Origin of the sequence: Halomonas sp. DP5Y7-2 (assembly GCF_019802025.1) — a bacterium.
GTDB classification, from domain to species: Bacteria; Pseudomonadota; Gammaproteobacteria; order Pseudomonadales; family Halomonadaceae; genus Halomonas; species Halomonas litopenaei_A.
In genome coordinates this window covers 1-14,305 of sequence record NZ_JAHVHY010000003.1, presented here as the reverse complement: position 1 = coordinate 14,305, position 14,305 = coordinate 1, and the positions used below count along the sequence as shown (strand labels likewise).

The 14,305-nt window shown below is 62.0% G+C and carries 14 protein-coding genes; 4 read left to right on the top strand and 10 right to left on the bottom strand.

Annotation, left to right across the window (positions count from 1 at the left end; genetic code table 11):
* Positions 1-97: 97 nt before the first annotated feature.
* Together gluQRS and dksA are read right to left on the bottom strand one after the other, a co-directional pair.
* Complete coding sequence (gene gluQRS, locus KUW18_RS03705) at positions 98-1,000, bottom strand: tRNA glutamyl-Q(34) synthetase GluQRS (protein WP_222560827.1); 903 nt, start codon at positions 998-1,000, stop codon at positions 98-100.
* Positions 1,001-1,125: 125 nt separating this feature from the next.
* Positions 1,126-1,563 carry an RNA polymerase-binding protein DksA gene (gene dksA / locus KUW18_RS03700; RefSeq protein WP_206943914.1) on the bottom strand — a complete coding sequence of 146 codons (438 nt, stop codon included), beginning with the start codon at positions 1,561-1,563 and terminating at the stop codon, positions 1,126-1,128.
* A 297-nt stretch (positions 1,564-1,860) separates the two neighbouring features.
* Here dksA and KUW18_RS03695 point away from each other — a divergent pair, with 297 nt between their 5' ends.
* The gene (locus tag KUW18_RS03695; RefSeq protein WP_222162485.1) at positions 1,861-3,024 is read left to right on the top strand and encodes a pyridoxal phosphate-dependent aminotransferase; all 1,164 of its coding nucleotides are present in this window, start codon (positions 1,861-1,863) and stop codon (positions 3,022-3,024) included.
* Complete coding sequence (gene sfsA / locus KUW18_RS03690) at positions 3,024-3,782, top strand: DNA/RNA nuclease SfsA (protein ID WP_206943916.1); 759 nt, start codon at positions 3,024-3,026, stop codon at positions 3,780-3,782. The genes KUW18_RS03695 and sfsA overlap by 1 nt, the downstream gene beginning before the upstream one ends.
* Positions 3,783-3,807: 25 nt before the next feature.
* On the opposite strand, the gene KUW18_RS03685 is transcribed toward sfsA, so the two are convergent.
* The 7 genes from KUW18_RS03685 to KUW18_RS03655 form a co-directional block, all read right to left on the bottom strand.
* Positions 3,808-5,142, bottom strand: coding sequence for a sigma factor (locus KUW18_RS03685; RefSeq protein WP_222483930.1), 1,335 nt, complete (start codon positions 5,140-5,142; stop codon positions 3,808-3,810).
* A complete protein-coding gene (locus tag KUW18_RS03680; RefSeq protein WP_222560826.1) occupies positions 5,132-5,575 on the bottom strand; it encodes a DUF4426 domain-containing protein in 444 nt (147 codons plus the stop codon). Before KUW18_RS03680 ends, KUW18_RS03685 begins: the two co-directional genes overlap by 11 nt.
* Before the next feature lie 73 nt (positions 5,576-5,648).
* Complete coding sequence (gene metW, locus KUW18_RS03675) at positions 5,649-6,245, bottom strand: methionine biosynthesis protein MetW (RefSeq protein ID WP_206943922.1); 597 nt, start codon at positions 6,243-6,245, stop codon at positions 5,649-5,651.
* Positions 6,235-7,410, bottom strand: coding sequence for a homoserine O-acetyltransferase (locus KUW18_RS03670; RefSeq protein ID WP_206943923.1), 1,176 nt, complete (start codon positions 7,408-7,410; stop codon positions 6,235-6,237). The genes metW and KUW18_RS03670 overlap by 11 nt, the downstream gene beginning before the upstream one ends.
* A 55-nt stretch (positions 7,411-7,465) precedes the next feature.
* Complete coding sequence (locus KUW18_RS03665; protein ID WP_206943924.1) at positions 7,466-8,059, bottom strand: YggT family protein; 594 nt, start codon at positions 8,057-8,059, stop codon at positions 7,466-7,468.
* A gap of 20 nt (positions 8,060-8,079) precedes the next feature.
* Positions 8,080-8,904, bottom strand: coding sequence for a pyrroline-5-carboxylate reductase (proC, locus tag KUW18_RS03660; protein ID WP_222483926.1), 825 nt, complete (start codon positions 8,902-8,904; stop codon positions 8,080-8,082).
* Positions 8,905-9,032: 128 nt separating this feature from the next.
* Positions 9,033-9,728: a YggS family pyridoxal phosphate-dependent enzyme gene (locus tag KUW18_RS03655; protein WP_222560825.1), complete on the bottom strand. Its 696-nt coding sequence runs from the start codon at positions 9,726-9,728 to the stop codon at positions 9,033-9,035.
* Between the two features lie 65 nt (positions 9,729-9,793).
* On the opposite strand from KUW18_RS03655, the gene KUW18_RS03650 reads away from it, so the two are divergent.
* The gene (locus tag KUW18_RS03650; protein WP_206943927.1) at positions 9,794-10,876 is read left to right on the top strand and encodes a type IV pilus twitching motility protein PilT; all 1,083 of its coding nucleotides are present in this window, start codon (positions 9,794-9,796) and stop codon (positions 10,874-10,876) included.
* 72 nt (positions 10,877-10,948) lie between these two features.
* Here the strand turns inward: KUW18_RS03650 and KUW18_RS03645 are convergent, their stop codons facing one another.
* Positions 10,949-12,082: an anhydro-N-acetylmuramic acid kinase gene (locus KUW18_RS03645; RefSeq protein ID WP_222560824.1), complete on the bottom strand. Its 1,134-nt coding sequence runs from the start codon at positions 12,080-12,082 to the stop codon at positions 10,949-10,951.
* A 174-nt stretch (positions 12,083-12,256) separates the two neighbouring features.
* Here KUW18_RS03645 and tyrS point away from each other — a divergent pair, with 174 nt between their 5' ends.
* On the top strand, positions 12,257-13,459 hold the full coding sequence (gene tyrS / locus KUW18_RS03640; protein WP_222162491.1) for a tyrosine--tRNA ligase: 1,203 nt from the start codon (positions 12,257-12,259) through the stop codon (positions 13,457-13,459).
* Positions 13,460-14,305 lie beyond the last annotated feature (846 nt).

Here is a 14,305-nt window from a genome sequence, read left to right as displayed (position 1 = left end):
TGAGCACTCTCCTCTGGGCACTCTTCTCTGAGCACTCACCTTCAGGTCCAGGGTGTACCCGTTCCCTTCCCCTTCCCGTCCACGCGCGTGGCCACCGTTACTCGGACGCTGTCACACCCAGCAGATCAGCAGATATGGCATGCGTCACCATGGCGTCAGGGCGCCATGCCCTGCAGGCGTTGAGGAGCTGTTCGGCCACCGGCGCTGAGCGTGAGGCCGGGTCAGGGCGTTGGCCCAGGCAGGTCAGGGTGGCGTACAGCAGCTGGCGAATCTCGCGCTCAGTATCAGGTAGCGGCTTGGCCAGGTTCTGTTTGGACAGCTTCTGCCCATCCTGCCCCATTACCAGCGGCAGGTGAAGATAGCTCGGCGGCTCAACCCCCAGAGCATGATAGAGCTGGAGCTGCCATGGGGTGTTGTCCAGCAGGTCCAGGCCGCGCACCACGTCGCTGATGCCTTGGTCGATATCATCCACTACCACCGCGAGCTGGTAGGCCCACAGGCCATCCTTGCGCTTGAGCACCACATCGCCCAGCGCTGCGGGGTCGAAGCGCTGATAGCCCTGAACACGGTCCTGCCAGCTGACAGGGCGCGCGCCCAGATCACTGCGCAGCCGCCAGGCACAGGCGATGTCGGGGCGTCGAGTGCCTTGGCGGCACCAGCCTGGGTAGATCCCGTAATCTCGCCATTGGCGACGCGAACAGCTGCAGCGGTAGGCCATGCCCTGCTGGGTAAGTCTGGCAAGCGCGGCCTCATAGGCGTGATCACGCTGGCTCTGATAGCGAACCTCGCCGTCCCACTCGAGGCCAAAGGCTTCCAGCTGCCTGAGGATGGTGTCGGCAGCGCCAGCCGGACAGCGCGGTGGGTCAACGTCCTCGATCCGCAGACTCCAGCGCCCTGCCTGATGACGTGCATCCAGGTAGCTGGCGACGGCTGCGACGAGTGAGCCCGCATGCAGTGGGCCTGAAGGTGTGGGGGCAAAGCGACCGTGGACGTGGGGCATGGAGCATCAACCCTGGTCGAGTGAAGGGCGAGAGGGATAGCGTGAGCGCGGCACGTCGCGTTCGGCAGATACGCAAGCGGGCACCCGCAGGTGCCCGCTTGGCGAAGGGACCGGCCCGGTTGGGGTCAGCCGCCGAGCTGTTTTTCCTTGAGCTCGGCCAGTGTCTTGCAGTCGACGCACAGGGTGGCGGTCGGACGGGCCTCGAGGCGGCGGATGCCGATTTCGACGCCGCAGGCCTCACAGAAGCCGTAGTCGTCCTCGTCGATCGCTTCGAGGGTTTCGTTGATTTTCTTCAGCAGCTTGCGCTCGCGGTCGCGGGTACGGAGTTCAAGGCTGAAGCCTTCCTCCTGGGTAGCCCGGTCGGCAGGATCGGCGTAATTGTTGGCTTCTTCCTGCAGATGACGAACGGTGCGATCAACCTCTTCCATCAGCTCCTGCTTCCAGCCCAGCAGGATCTGTCGGAAGTGCTCGAGCTGCTTCTCGTTCATGTACTCTTCGCCCGCGGCCGGCTCGTACGGGATGAACTTCTTGGGCGCTTCCGGCTTCTTCTGTGCAACTGGCATGGGATTGCCTCATTACTTTAGTGACTGCTGATCAATACCCCACGCAAGGCTAAGGTATCTCACGCCAAAGGGAAGGTTGTTTAGCTGATATTTAGCCTGAGTGCAACACTTTTGAGCGCTGTCCGCCGGTTTTGTGCCCAAAGTCTTAGGGGTTTCTCGATCAGGACAAGGAAGCCCTGTTTTTTGGCGGTGGGGAGGTGGCGACGGACGGCGCCGTGATTCCATGTTTCAATATGTGAGTTGGACCATGGGAAGTTGCCCAGGTTCGCCAGCAACCCCCTTGTTGGAGACGTCATAATGAGCTGGAATGCCCGGGTCGAGGGTGTAGCGCCGTTTCGCGTGATGCGTTTGCTTGAGTTGGCACAGCAGCGTGAAGCCGCCGGAGAGGATGTGATTCACCTTGAGGTCGGTGAGCCGGATTTCGAGACGCCTGCGCCGATACGCGAGGCCGGCGCCCGAGCGCTCGAGCAAGGCCATACCCGCTACACCCCTGCCACCGGCATTCCCGCCCTGCGGGAGGCGATCGCCCAGCACTATGCCGAGCAGTTTGCGGCCGAGGTCTCACCGCAGCGCATCATTGTGACCCCGGGGGCTTCCGGGGCTCTGCTGCTGGCCAGTCAGCTGCTGGCGGGGGCTGGAGATCGGGTGTTAATGGCAGACCCTAACTATCCCTGCAACCGGCACTTCATGGCGTTGGCTGGCGCAGAGGTCGATGCGGTGCCTGTAGGCCCCGATAGCGCGTGGCAGCTGAATGCCGCTCTGGTGGAGCGCCATTGGCAGACGTCGACGCGGCTGGCCATGCTGGCATCCCCCTCCAATCCTACTGGCCACGTGCTTGATCGGCAGGCGCTGGCGGACGTGGTGAGCTGCGTTGCCGAGCGGGGCGGTGAGCTGTTGGTCGATGAGATCTACCAGGGGCTCAACTATGGCGTAGCGCCGCAATCGGTGACCTCGCTGACGGATCGAGCCTTCGTGGTCAACAGCTTCTCCAAGTACTTCGGCATGACCGGCTGGCGCCTGGGGTGGTTGGTCGCGCCTGAGTCGGCCGTGGAGCCGCTGACACGATTGGCGCAGAATGTCTTTCTGGCGGCGTCTACGCCGGCACAACATGCTGCGCTGGCGGCCTTCACACCGTCCTGTCTGGCATTGCTCGAGGAGCGTCGGCGCGAGCTTGGCGAACGGCGTGATGCCTTGCTCAAGGGACTGGCGACGCTTGGGCTGGCACCCTCTTTGCCTCCCCAGGGGGCGTTTTATCTGTGGCTGGATATTTCCGCCTACAGTCACGACAGTGAAGCCTTCTGCCGGCGTCTGCTGGAGGAGGAAAATGTCGCCATTACCCCAGGCACCGACTTTGCCCTGAGCGGGGGGGAGCATCATGTCAGAATCGCTTTCACCACGGGGATTCCGCGCCTGCATGAGGCGGTCGAGAGGCTGTCGCGCTTTCTGGCGAGGCACGGCTGATGGACTATCCGCCGCTGGTGGGGGGCACCCTGCTTCGACGCTACAAGCGTTTTCTGGCCGATGTGCGTCTCGATGATGGCCGAGAGGTGGTGGCGCATTGTCCCAACACCGGGTCGATGCGCGCCGTGAACGTTCCTGGGGCTCGGGTGTGGCTGTCGGCCAGCGACAATCCGGCGCGCAAGCTGGCCTGGACCTGGGAGCTGATCGAGCTGCCTGATGGTGACGGCGGCTCAGGAGTGTCACTGGCCTCGGTCCATACCGGGCGCGCCAACCGGATCGTCGAGGAGGCATTGGTCGAGGAGAAGGTGGTCGAGCTGAGGGGCTATGCCCAGTTGAAGCGTGAGGCCAAGATCGAGGATGCCCGCCTGGATTTCAGGCTGGATGACCCGGCTCGCCCACGCTGCTACGTCGAGGTCAAGCAGGTCACGCTGCGCGAGGATGATGGGCATGGTTACTTTCCCGACGCCGTCAGCGAGCGCGGACGCAAGCACCTTGAGACCCTGGCGCGGCTGGCCTCCCAGGGAGAACGGGCGGTGCTGCTGTTCCTGGTGGCCCATGAGGGCATCGATGACGTGGCGCCGGCACAACACCTGGACCCAGGCTACGCCAGCACCCTGCAACGGGTGACAGGCACTGGCGTCGAAGTGCTGGCCTATCGGATCTGTGCCTCACGGGATGAGCAGGGGAGGCCTCTGGCGCTGTCGCTGGACACGTCGTTGCCGGTGCGTGTCGACGGTCGCTACCCGCAATCCCGTTAGGCGACGCTGGGGCGTCTCGCTGGCGTCATGGTGACGGAGCCGGCTGGCACTCTGGCAGGGCCGCCAGAAAGCGTTCTATCGCAGAGGACCCGCGGGCATCGCCTGTGACCTGCTGCCACCAGTGACGGTGAACGCCCCTGATTCTGACCTGTACCTCAGGTATGCCGATGACCTGCGCCATGGCCATGCGATGCAGGCCCTTGTTGATCTTGACCAGATGCCCGTGGCGGTTGATGGCCGCCCCCAGCCGGTCTTTTCCCAGCCCCGCGTCAAAGCCAAAGCAGGCCATGGCCTCCATATACAGCAGGTAGCGGCGCAGGTAGGCCAGAATTCTCTCCGGGCGATCCAGCACCATGCCATCCGAGTGAGAGGCGACCGGTTTGCCGCGTGCCAGGCGCTCGGCCAATTGGTGGTAGCTGCGGCTGCCGCTGGGGGCGCGGCGGTGTTCCCAGATATCGGCGATAAAGTGCATGCGTCGGCTCGACAACGCATGGGTGGTGGGAATATCCCAGTCCCCATCCCATAGCAGCTGGTCGCTGATGCGATGGCGTTGACGTCGGTCGGGGAAGGACCGCGGATAGTGCACGTGCTGCAGCAGCCGGCGAGGATCCACGTTGACATCCAGGGCATCGGCGTAGCGAGCTTCGATGCCGCGACGGGGCAAGCCCCGCTGCTCTATACGTTGGCTGCCGGGTGCCTGGTTGAGCCAGGCGCTCAGCGCTAGCTGCTCCATCGGCAGCGTCAGCGAGCGGTTGACGACAACCTTGGCACGTTGCGCCAGCCTGGACAGACTCATGCGTGGGCCGAGGCTGGGGTCGAACAGGCTGGGGTCTGCCGGTTCGCCGCTGGGTGTAAGAGGCATGTCCCGCCCCGCATTCAGCAGGCTGATGGCCGTGCAAAGCCGCGCTTTCAGTGCGCTATCCACCGCTACCGGGGGAAGCTGCTGATACAGCGCCAGCAGGCTCTCAGGCGACGGCGATGGCGGCCGGCTCAGGGCCACCGGCAGGCTCACTTGATCCACATCCAGCTGCCATTGGGTGAGCGTGGGTGGCGCCGCGATGGCTTGGCATTGACTGGCAAGGCGCGAGGCGAAAATCTTGAGCAGCCACTGGTGAGGCGACTCGAGAGAAGGCTCGAACCGCCAGACGTTATGCCAGGCAATGACCAGGGTGTCATGAATGACGTCTTCCACGTCCTGGGCGGTCTCGAGAAACTGCTGGGACACGGCGCTGAGGTGAGGAACGACCAGGCACGCCAGGGACTCGAGGCCCTGCGTAGCGCCTGCAGCGCACTCATTCAGGGCATCGCCTAACGCTGTTGTTACGGGCGGCGCAGGTTGCTTGTCAGTATCACTGGTCACGATAGAACCGTTGTACAAAGCTCAGGGTTTCAGGAGCGGCGTTGCGATCCAGCTGGAGCAGCAGGCGAAAACGCATGGGGGCGCTGGTGTCGATGCTGAAGGTGGCGTAGCGCGAGATACCGTTACCTTCGCGCAGGGTACGAAAGGCCAGAGGGGTGTCATGGCTGGTGCCGACCACCGAGACGCTACCTTCCGTCGCGACGTTCAGCGCCTCGCCATCAGCGTTTCTCACACTCAGGGTAATCAAGCCCTGGTGAGGAGAGCGCTGGATACCGAGACGCCGTGACACTTCCACGGGCAGGGCATTGCTGGCCATCACCCCGTAGTGAGCCTCGACATCGCCAAAACGCTCGAACTGCTGAGCGCTTGCCGTGGTGGTCAGGATCAACAACAGTGCCAGGGTTGCCGCGTAACGCCAGCCTCTGCCCTTCATGCTTGCCTCCTTATGTCGCAGTGGCTCCGTGTCGCACTAGCTCAGTGCCACAGTAGCCCAGCACCGCGATGGCTCAGTCGTTGCGAGTCACGCGGAAAATGGCAATCTCTCCGAACAGGTTGGGCCACAGCCGCGACAGGCGTCTACCCTCGTGATCCTTGATGCCGACCGCGCGATCGATAATGGTTAGTCCCTTGTCCCGGCACAGCGCTTCGAAGTCGTTGAAGGTGGACAGGTGAATGTTGGGCGTGTCGTACCAGGCGTGGGGCAGTGACTTCGATACCGGCATGTAGCCGCGAAGCCCCAGGTGCACGCGATGACGCCAGTAGGCGAAGTTGGGGAAGGTAATGATGCACTCTCGAGCCACACGCATCATCTCATCCAGCATCAGGTCAGGCCGCCGCAGGGCCTGCAGTGCCTGGGTCATGATGACCAGGTCGCAGGCATCATCTTCGAAGTTGGCCAAGCCATCGTCCAGGTTCTGTTCGATGACGTTGACGCCCTTCTCGACGCAGGAGGTGATGCCGTCCGGGTCAATCTCCAGGCCGTAGCCGGAGACGCCTTTGTCGCGCGCCAGGGCGTGGAGCAGCGTGCCATCACCGCAAGCCAGGTCGAGCACATGAGCCCCTTCGGGGACCCAGCCGTGGATCAAGGTCAGGTCAGAGCGCATGGTCGTTCTCCTGGCGGGAGGTCAGTCCAAGGTCGTTGGCGACACGCTGCATGAACCCGGCGAAGACCGCCTGATAGCGGGGTTCCGGCATCAGGAAGGCATCGTGACCGTGGGGTGAGTCGATATTGGCAAAGCTGACCGATTTGCCGGCCCGAATCAGGGCGTTGACCAGCTCCTTCGACCGCGACGGCGGGAAGCGCCAGTCGGTGGTGAAGCTGACCACCAGAAAGGGACATTGAGCCGGGGCCAGCGCCTTGGCCAATTCGCCCTGGTGGGGGGCGGCGGGATCAAAGTAATCCAGGGCCTTGGTCATCAGCAGGTAGGTGTTGGCGTCAAACGAGGTGGAAAAGGCGTCGCCCTGATAGCGCAGGTAGGACTCCACCTGAAACTCGACGTCGAAGCCGAAATTGAGATCATCGCTGCGCAGGTCTCGACCGAACTTCGAGCCCATGGCGTCTTCCGACAGGTAGGTGATATGTCCCACCATGCGCGCCAGCTTCAAGCCGCGGCGTGGCAGCGTGTCATGATCAGCGTAGTGGCCGTCATGAAAGTCCGGGTCAGAGCGGATGGCCTGCCGGGCCACCTCGTTGAAGGCGATATTCTGTGCCGACAGTTTCGGTGTAGCGGCGATGACGACCGCATTGGCGATACGCTCTGGATAGGCGAGCGACCATTGCAGTACCTGCATGCCTCCCAGGCTACCCCCTACCACGGCTGCGAAGCGGGTGATACCGAGGCGGTCGGCAAGGCGTGCCTGGCTGTCGACCCAGTCGCATACCGTGACCATGGGAAAGTCGGGGCCCCAGCGTTGACCGGTTTCCGGATTGATGCTGGAAGGACCGGTGGAGCCATGGCAGCCGCCGAGATTGTTCAGCGAAATCACGAAGAAACGGTCGGTATCGATGGACTTGCCGGGGCCAATGTGGGCATCCCACCATCCTGGCTTGCGGTCGCTGTCGTCGTGGTATCCCGCTGCGTGGTGGTGACCTGACAGGGCATGGCAGATGAGGACCGCATTGCTGCGGTCTTCATTGAGCGTGCCGTAGGTCTCGTAGACCAGATCATAGGTCGTGAGCGTCTTGCCGCAGACCAGCGGCAGTGGGTCGTCGAAGTGCGCCATTTGCGGCGTCACCAGTCCGACCGAATCGCGAGTAGGCTCGGGCATCAGTCGTATGTGTCCAGTGCAAGTTGGTGTTGTCGTGGGCCTGACGTCTGCGCTACTACAGACCGACCAGCATGCCGGAAATACCGGCAGCGCGAACCAGCGAGCCCACCACGATCCCATCGATCAGATTGATGCCGATGAAGACCACAATGGGTGACAGGTCCAGCATTCCCAGTGGCGGAATGACGCGACGGACCGGTGACATGATCGGCTCGACCAGTTGCATCACCAGTAGCGCGCCGGGGTGGCTGGCGTTAGGCGCGACCCAGCTTAGAATGATCATCACGATCAGCGCGAAGAAATAGATCTTCAGAATGGCGCTGGCCAAGGCGGCAACGCCGGCAATGGCAAGTCCGTCCAGGTTGGGCATGCCCACGCCAGCCAACTGCAGCAGAATGACGATACTGATCACCTTGACCAGAAAGCCTGCCGCCAGCGTCGCCAGGTCAAAGCGCCCCATCACCGGCCCAAGAACGCTTTGAAAGGGGCGGACGACGGGCTGGGTGATCTTGACCACCGACTGGCTCAGCGGGTTGTAGTAGTCGGCCCGTGATGCCTGCAGCAGAAAGCGCAGCATCAGCAGGAACATGAAGATGTTGATCAGGGTGTTGACCAGCAGCAGGCCGGCATTTCCCAGTTGACTGCCCATGTGGGCTCCTCCGTCTTGGTTTAACTCTTGCCGAGTTCGGCGGACATTTCCTTGGCACGCTGGGCGCAGGCCTGCATGGCGCCATCGACCGCTTGCCGCAGTCCTGCCTGTTCGAGATGCTCTATGGCCTTTTCTGTGGTGCCGCCCGGCGACATCACGTTGCGCTTGAGCTCACCCGGGGGCTTGTCACTGCTCATGCCCATCGCGGCAGCACCGTAGGCGGTCTGCATGGCGAGTCGGCGTGCAGCATCGGCATTGAGCCCCAGCTTGATGGCCGCTTCTTCCATCGCCTCGAACATCAGGAAGAAGTAGGCAGGAGCGCTGCCAGATACCGCCGTGACGGCTTCCAGTAGCGACTCCTCATCGACCCACTCGACGATACCAACAGCGCTCATCAAGTCACTGACCGCGTCGCGTTGTTCGTCGGTGACGCGCGAGTTGGCATAAAGACCCGAGGCGCCCTTGCCGACCAGCGACGGAGTGTTGGGCATGCAGCGCACAACAGGCAGGTCGCCACCCAGCCATTGTTCCAAGGTCTCGGCGCTGAGGCCAGCGGCGACCGACATGATCAGCGGTTTTTTCGCTTGAATGCCGTCTTTCAGAGTCTCGCATACCTGTCGCATGATCTGTGGCTTGACCGACAGCACCACCACATCGGCATCCGCGATGGCGGCCATGTTATCGGTGGTGGTGCGAATGCCCAGGGTATCGGCGAGGGGGGCAAGCGTACTCTCTCGTGTGGCGGTGGCGGTGATGGCGTCGGCGGGATAGCCGCTGTGGACCATTCCGCCGAAGATCGCGCTTGCCATGTTGCCGGCGCCGATGAAGGTCACGTTACGGGCCATGCGGTGCTCCTTGGATGTTGAGCCGATGTTTGTGCCGGTGTTGAAACCGGTGTGGGAACCGCTGTCGACATCTCGAGCGATGCAGATGCCGTGCCGCAGTCCAGGGGCTGAGCCTGTGCTGCTGTTCGCTACTGGCGCGAGCCAAAGATGGCCGTGCCCAGCCTGACCATGGTGGCGCCTTCTGCGATGGCGGCCTCCAGGTCTGCGCTCATTCCCATGGACAAGGTATCAAGTGGCGCTTGCGGCAGCTGTTCGCGCAACCTAGCGAGTGCCGATGCCAGCTGTCGAAAGGGCTGGCGCTGGGCCATGGTGTCGTCACAGGGGGCCGGTATGGTCATCAGCCCGCGTAGCTGTAGGCCGGGCAGGGCGGCGACCTGCGCCGCCAGCTCGGGAAGATCCTCAAGGCCTACGCCGGACTTGGACGGCTCGTTGCTGACGTTGACCTGCAAGCAGACGTTCAGGGGCGGCAGGTGTGCAGGGCGCTGCTCGCTCAAGCGTCTGGCGATCTTGACGCGGTCAACGCTGTGAACCCATGCAAAGTGCTCGGCAACGTCACGTGTCTTGTTGGACTGCAGCGGCCCGATGAAATGCCAGCAGATAGCGTCACAGTCTTCCAGCGCCTTCTGCTTCTCCAGCGCTTCCTGCAGATAGTTCTCGCCGAAATCGCGCTGTCCCTGCTCATAGGCCTCGCGGATCATGCTGGCGGGCTTGGTCTTGCTGACAGCCAGCAACAGGGCATCGTCAGGCCCGCGCTGAGCCGCTTCAAGCGCCCGCAACATGCGTGTTTGGGCTGAGATCAAGGATTCAGTGATCGTCGTGGTCATCGGCCTGGGTCTGTCCTATGGTGGGGCTCCCTGCCCTGGATCAGGGCGTAAAGCCTGGTAAGCCCATGGATATTACCGAACTGCTGGCACTCTCGGCAAAGCAGGGCGCCTCGGATCTGCACCTGTCCGCGGGGTTGCCGCCCATGATGCGGGTCCATGGTGTCCTGAGTCGTTTGCCTGGCCCGCCTCTTGACGATGCGCTGGTCAGGTCCCTGTTGGATGCGGTCATGGCAAGCGACGTGCGTGACCAGTTCGCACGCACCCAGGAGGCGGACTTCTCTCATCATATTCCGGGCCTGTCGCGCTATCGTGTTAACGCTTTTGTGCATCAGCGAGGGGCTGCTGCGGTACTGAGGGCGATTCCTGATCGAGTTCCCTGCTTGAGTGACCTGGGCATGGGGGAGGTCTTCGAGCGATTGGCCGCACTGCCACGAGGCCTGGTACTGGTGACAGGTCCCACCGGCTCCGGCAAGAGCACGACCCTGGCGGCCATGATTGATCACATCAATCGACATCGCCACGACCACATCCTGACCATCGAAGACCCTATCGAGTTTATCCACCAGAGCCAGCTGTCGTTGGTGTCACAGCGGGAAGTGCACCGTCATACCCAGAGCTTTGCGGTGGCGCTGCGCAGTGCTCTCAGAGAAGACCCCGATGTGATTCTGGTGGGAGAAATTCGCGACCGAGAAACAGCACATCTGGCGCTGACCGCTGCCGAGACGGGCCACTTGGTATTTGCCACCTTGCATACGGCGTCGGCGGTGAAGACGATCGACCGTCTTATCGACACCTTTCCAGGCGACGAAAAGGATGCCGTACGTGCCATGCTGTCGGAGTCATTGCAGGCCGTCATTTCCCAAGCCCTGTTGCCAGGCACCCAGGGAGGGCGAGTCGCCGCACGAGAGATCCTGCTGGTCAACCAGGCCATCCGCCATTTGATTCGTGAAGGCAAGCTGGCACAGGTGTATTCGGCCATGCAGACCGGCGGTCAGGCCGGCATGCAAACCCTGGATGCCGACCTGGCGACACTGGTGGCGAAGGGCAACGTGTCTCGGGAGGTGGCGCAGCGTTTGTCGCGTGAGTCGCTGGCACCCCAGGGTGACTCAGCTGGCAGTTGGGGTGAGCCGCGGGGCGGATGGTCCTGAGTCTGCCTGAGGGGCGGGACGAGGCATCCCTTGTGCCAGCGGGAACGCCCTCGTCCTCGGAGCGGTATGGCGTCAGCGTGAGTAGATGCCGCCCAGCACCCGCGCTCCGCTGGCGCCGGTGACAGAGGGCAAGTTACCGGCCAGGTGTTCAATCCTGGCATAGGCTAGCCAAGCGAAGGCTGCGGCCTCGAGCCAGTCGGCGGGCCAGCCCAGGGCTTCGCTGTCGAGGACCCTGGCCTGCGGTAGACGCCGTTCAATTCTGGTCATCAGGTCGGTGTTGCGCGCGCCACCTCCGCAGGGGATGAGGTCGATATCACGAGGAGCATTCAGCTGCTGGCATGCCATTTTGATGCCCATAGCCACACTGGCGGCGGTCAGCTCAGCCAGCGTGGCTTGAACGTCCTGGGCAGTTTCACGGCCGCTGAGACGAGACTCGGCCCAGTCCAGATGGAACAGCTCACGACCGGTGCTTCTGGGAGGCGCCAGATGGAAGTAAGGCTCCGCCAGCCAGCGCTCCAGCAGCTCTGTGTCTACCGTCCCACCAGCCGCCCAGCATCCTTGGGCGTCGAACGGCTGCTGGTGGTGGCGTTCGTGCCAGGCATCGAGCAAGGCGTTGGCGGGACCTGTGTCAAAGCCCAAGGGGGCGTCCTGCAACGTCAGCGGGGGAAGCAGGGTCAGGTTGGCGATGCCGCCAAGGTTCAGCACCAGGCGCCAGCGCTCGTCATGGCGAAAGACCTGCTGGTGAAAGATGGGCGCAAGGGGAGCGGCCTGACCGCCAGCGGCAAGGTCGCGGCGACGAAAATCGGCGACAACACTACATTGGGTCAGCTCGGCCAGGCGGCTGGGATTGTCGAGCTGCAGCGTGTAGGGCGGGGCGCCGCTAACGTGGCCGTAGGGTGCGTGTTCGATCGTCTGGCCGTGGCTGCCTATTGCGGTAATATCGGCGGCGACCAAGCCTTGCTGCTTGAGCAGCGCGCTGACGGCGGCGGCCTGACACTGGCAGAACGCTTCCTCGGCAGCGGCCAGGTCGGCGAAGGCGACGCAGTCGGCATGGGCCAATTGCCATAGTTGACGGCGTAAAGCGTCTGGCATGGGGTGGCCCAGGCTTCCTTCCAGAGAAGGCACGCCTTGGTCATCTATGTGCACCATGGCGGCATCTATACCGTCCATGCTGGTACCTGACATCAGTCCGATGAAGCGTTGCATGGTGTCGTCGTCTCAACCGCTGGAAAGGTTCATGGTAACATCGCCGCCACTATTGAAACCTGGTGCTGGCGCAACCTGCTGTTGGCGTCGCGCCGCTGTTTGGTCATGAATGAAGGGCCCCGCTGACACAAGGGGGTGGCCGACATAGCTGAAGTGAGGAGTGGAGTGGATACCATGAGCGAAGTGGACGAGGCCCTGGCGCTGATACAGCGCGGCACCCACGAGATTCTTCTGGAAGACGAGCTGAAGAAAAAGCTCGCCTCCGGTCGCAAGTTGCGGATCAAGGCGGGCTTCGATCCTACTGCGCCTGACCTTCACCTTGGTCATAGCGTGCTGCTGACCAAGATGCGCCAATTCCAGGACCTGGGCCACGAGGTCATTTTCCTGATTGGTGACTTCACTGGACGCATCGGTGATCCGACCGGCAAGAACGTGACGCGCAAGCCTCTCACTGAAGATGAGGTCAAGGCTAACGCTCAGACCTATAAAGAGCAGGTCTTCAAGATTCTCGACCCCGAGAAGACGGAAGTGCGCTTCAATGCCGAGTGGTTCTCCCAGATGAGTGCAGCCGACATGATCGAGCTGGCCGGGCAGACCACGGTGGCGCGTATGCTCGAGCGAGACGACTTCGAGAAGCGCTACAAGGGTGGGCAGGCGATTTCCGTGCACGAGTTTCTGTATCCGCTGGTACAGGGCTACGACTCGGTCGCGCTGAAGGCGGATATCGAGCTCGGTGGGACAGACCAGAAGTTCAACCTGCTGATGGGGCGCGAGGTCCAGAAGCATTTTGGACTTGAGCCTCAAGTCGTGATCACCATGCCGCTGCTGGAAGGGCTGGATGGTGTGCAGAAGATGTCCAAGTCACTGGGTAACTATGTTGGCGTGGATGAGGCTCCCGGGGCGATGTTCAACAAGCTGGTGTCGATGCCTGACAGCTTGATGTGGCGCTATTTCGAGCTACTGTCGCTCAAGGACAACGCTGCGATTGAAGACTTGCGTCAGCGTATCGAGCGCGGAGACAACCCTCGTGACATCAAGATGGAGCTGGCTCGCGAACTGATCGCTCGCTATCACGGCGAAGAAGCCGCTGCCAACGCGCACAGAAGTGCCGGCAATCAGTTGGCAGAAGGTGAGCTGCCTGAAGACCTGCCTGAAGTCGAGGTGAGCTTCGAGGACAGCGAGCAGGCGCCTATCGCCGCGGTACTGAACCGTTCAGGTCTGGCCAACAACAGTGCCCAGGCGAAGGACATGCTGGGCAATGGCCGCGTCAAAGTCGACGGTGACGTGGTGGCCAAGGACACCATGCTGGCGGTCGGCAAGAGCTATGTCATTCAGGCTGGCAAGAAGCGTTACGCCAAGGTGAACTTGACGCGCTGAACACACACTGTGTGACTGTGGATGTACACGACGCTCGCCGATGGCGAGCGTCGTGCGTTGGTAGCTTTTGCAGAGTACGCCTTGCGCCACCGACGCTATGGACCTGCCTGATATGGCCAGATGTCATTTCGGCCTGCCGGCCGGAGTGCGAAGCGCCGGGGCCACCGCTCCGAAGGTCTCGTAAGGCAGAGTGAAGACGTTCGACCAACACTCCTGTAGCGGTAGATAGTGTCTGGTGGTTCTTCCGCTTCGGCTGTTCTTCCGCCTGGGTAGTTCGTCCACAGGGGGTGAGCGAGACATGGGTGTGGATAAGTTGCCAGGGAGGGCTGTTCACTTTTTTTACGTCAGGCTATTGCCAAGCTGCCTCGAGATCCGTAAAGTACGCATCCGCTGCCGGCGACGAGCAAACGTCACAGGCGGTGAAGAGTGGTGAAAGTAGTTGATTTGAAAAGGCTTTTTGAAGCTTCTCGGAAAAATCACTGCTTGACGAGCAACGAGAAATCGGTAAAATGCTCGCCACTTGATCGGAGTCGCCGACAGGGCATCAAAGGATGCGCTGAGGCACGCTTCGCTCTCTTTTGAAGTATGCAAGCATCGCTTGCAGGACGCAAAAGAAAGCGCTTGACGAAACGCTTCGATTCTGTAGAATACGCCTTCCTCGCAGGGCGCTGAGCAAAGCGCTCGGCAACAGCGAGGCGCTCATTGAGCTCACTAGAGTCAAGAGCACGCTCTTTAAAAATTGATCAGGTAATTCATGTGGGCGCTTGCCGATGAGTCAGTGACAATGTCACTGAAATATCAAGGCAAGCGACTCGTCAAACGAGACGTTTGAACCTTGAGCCAAGT

Bases quoted from the DNA above. Each gene is read 5' to 3' on its own strand.
- KUW18_RS03670 (WP_206943923.1), bottom strand. From the start codon at position 7,410: ATGCCCGAGCCTACTCGCGATTCGGTCGGACTGGTGACGCCGCAAATG.
- dksA (WP_206943914.1), bottom strand. From the start codon at position 1,563: ATGCCAGTTGCACAGAAGAAGCCGGAAGCGCCCAAGAAGTTCATCCCG.
- gluQRS (WP_222560827.1), bottom strand. From the start codon at position 1,000: ATGCCCCACGTCCACGGTCGCTTTGCCCCCACACCTTCAGGCCCACTG.
- KUW18_RS03650 (WP_206943927.1), top strand. From the start codon at position 9,794: ATGGATATTACCGAACTGCTGGCACTCTCGGCAAAGCAGGGCGCCTCG.
- tyrS (WP_222162491.1), top strand. From the start codon at position 12,257: ATGAGCGAAGTGGACGAGGCCCTGGCGCTGATACAGCGCGGCACCCAC.
- KUW18_RS03680 (WP_222560826.1), bottom strand. From the start codon at position 5,575: ATGAAGGGCAGAGGCTGGCGTTACGCGGCAACCCTGGCACTGTTGTTG.
- KUW18_RS03695 (WP_222162485.1), top strand. From the start codon at position 1,861: ATGAGCTGGAATGCCCGGGTCGAGGGTGTAGCGCCGTTTCGCGTGATG.
- metW (WP_206943922.1), bottom strand. From the start codon at position 6,245: ATGCGCTCTGACCTGACCTTGATCCACGGCTGGGTCCCCGAAGGGGCT.
- KUW18_RS03645 (WP_222560824.1), bottom strand. From the start codon at position 12,082: ATGCAACGCTTCATCGGACTGATGTCAGGTACCAGCATGGACGGTATA.
- KUW18_RS03665 (WP_206943924.1), bottom strand. From the start codon at position 8,059: ATGGGCAGTCAACTGGGAAATGCCGGCCTGCTGCTGGTCAACACCCTG.
- proC (WP_222483926.1), bottom strand. From the start codon at position 8,904: ATGGCCCGTAACGTGACCTTCATCGGCGCCGGCAACATGGCAAGCGCG.
- KUW18_RS03655 (WP_222560825.1), bottom strand. From the start codon at position 9,728: ATGACCACGACGATCACTGAATCCTTGATCTCAGCCCAAACACGCATG.
- sfsA (WP_206943916.1), top strand. From the start codon at position 3,024: ATGGACTATCCGCCGCTGGTGGGGGGCACCCTGCTTCGACGCTACAAG.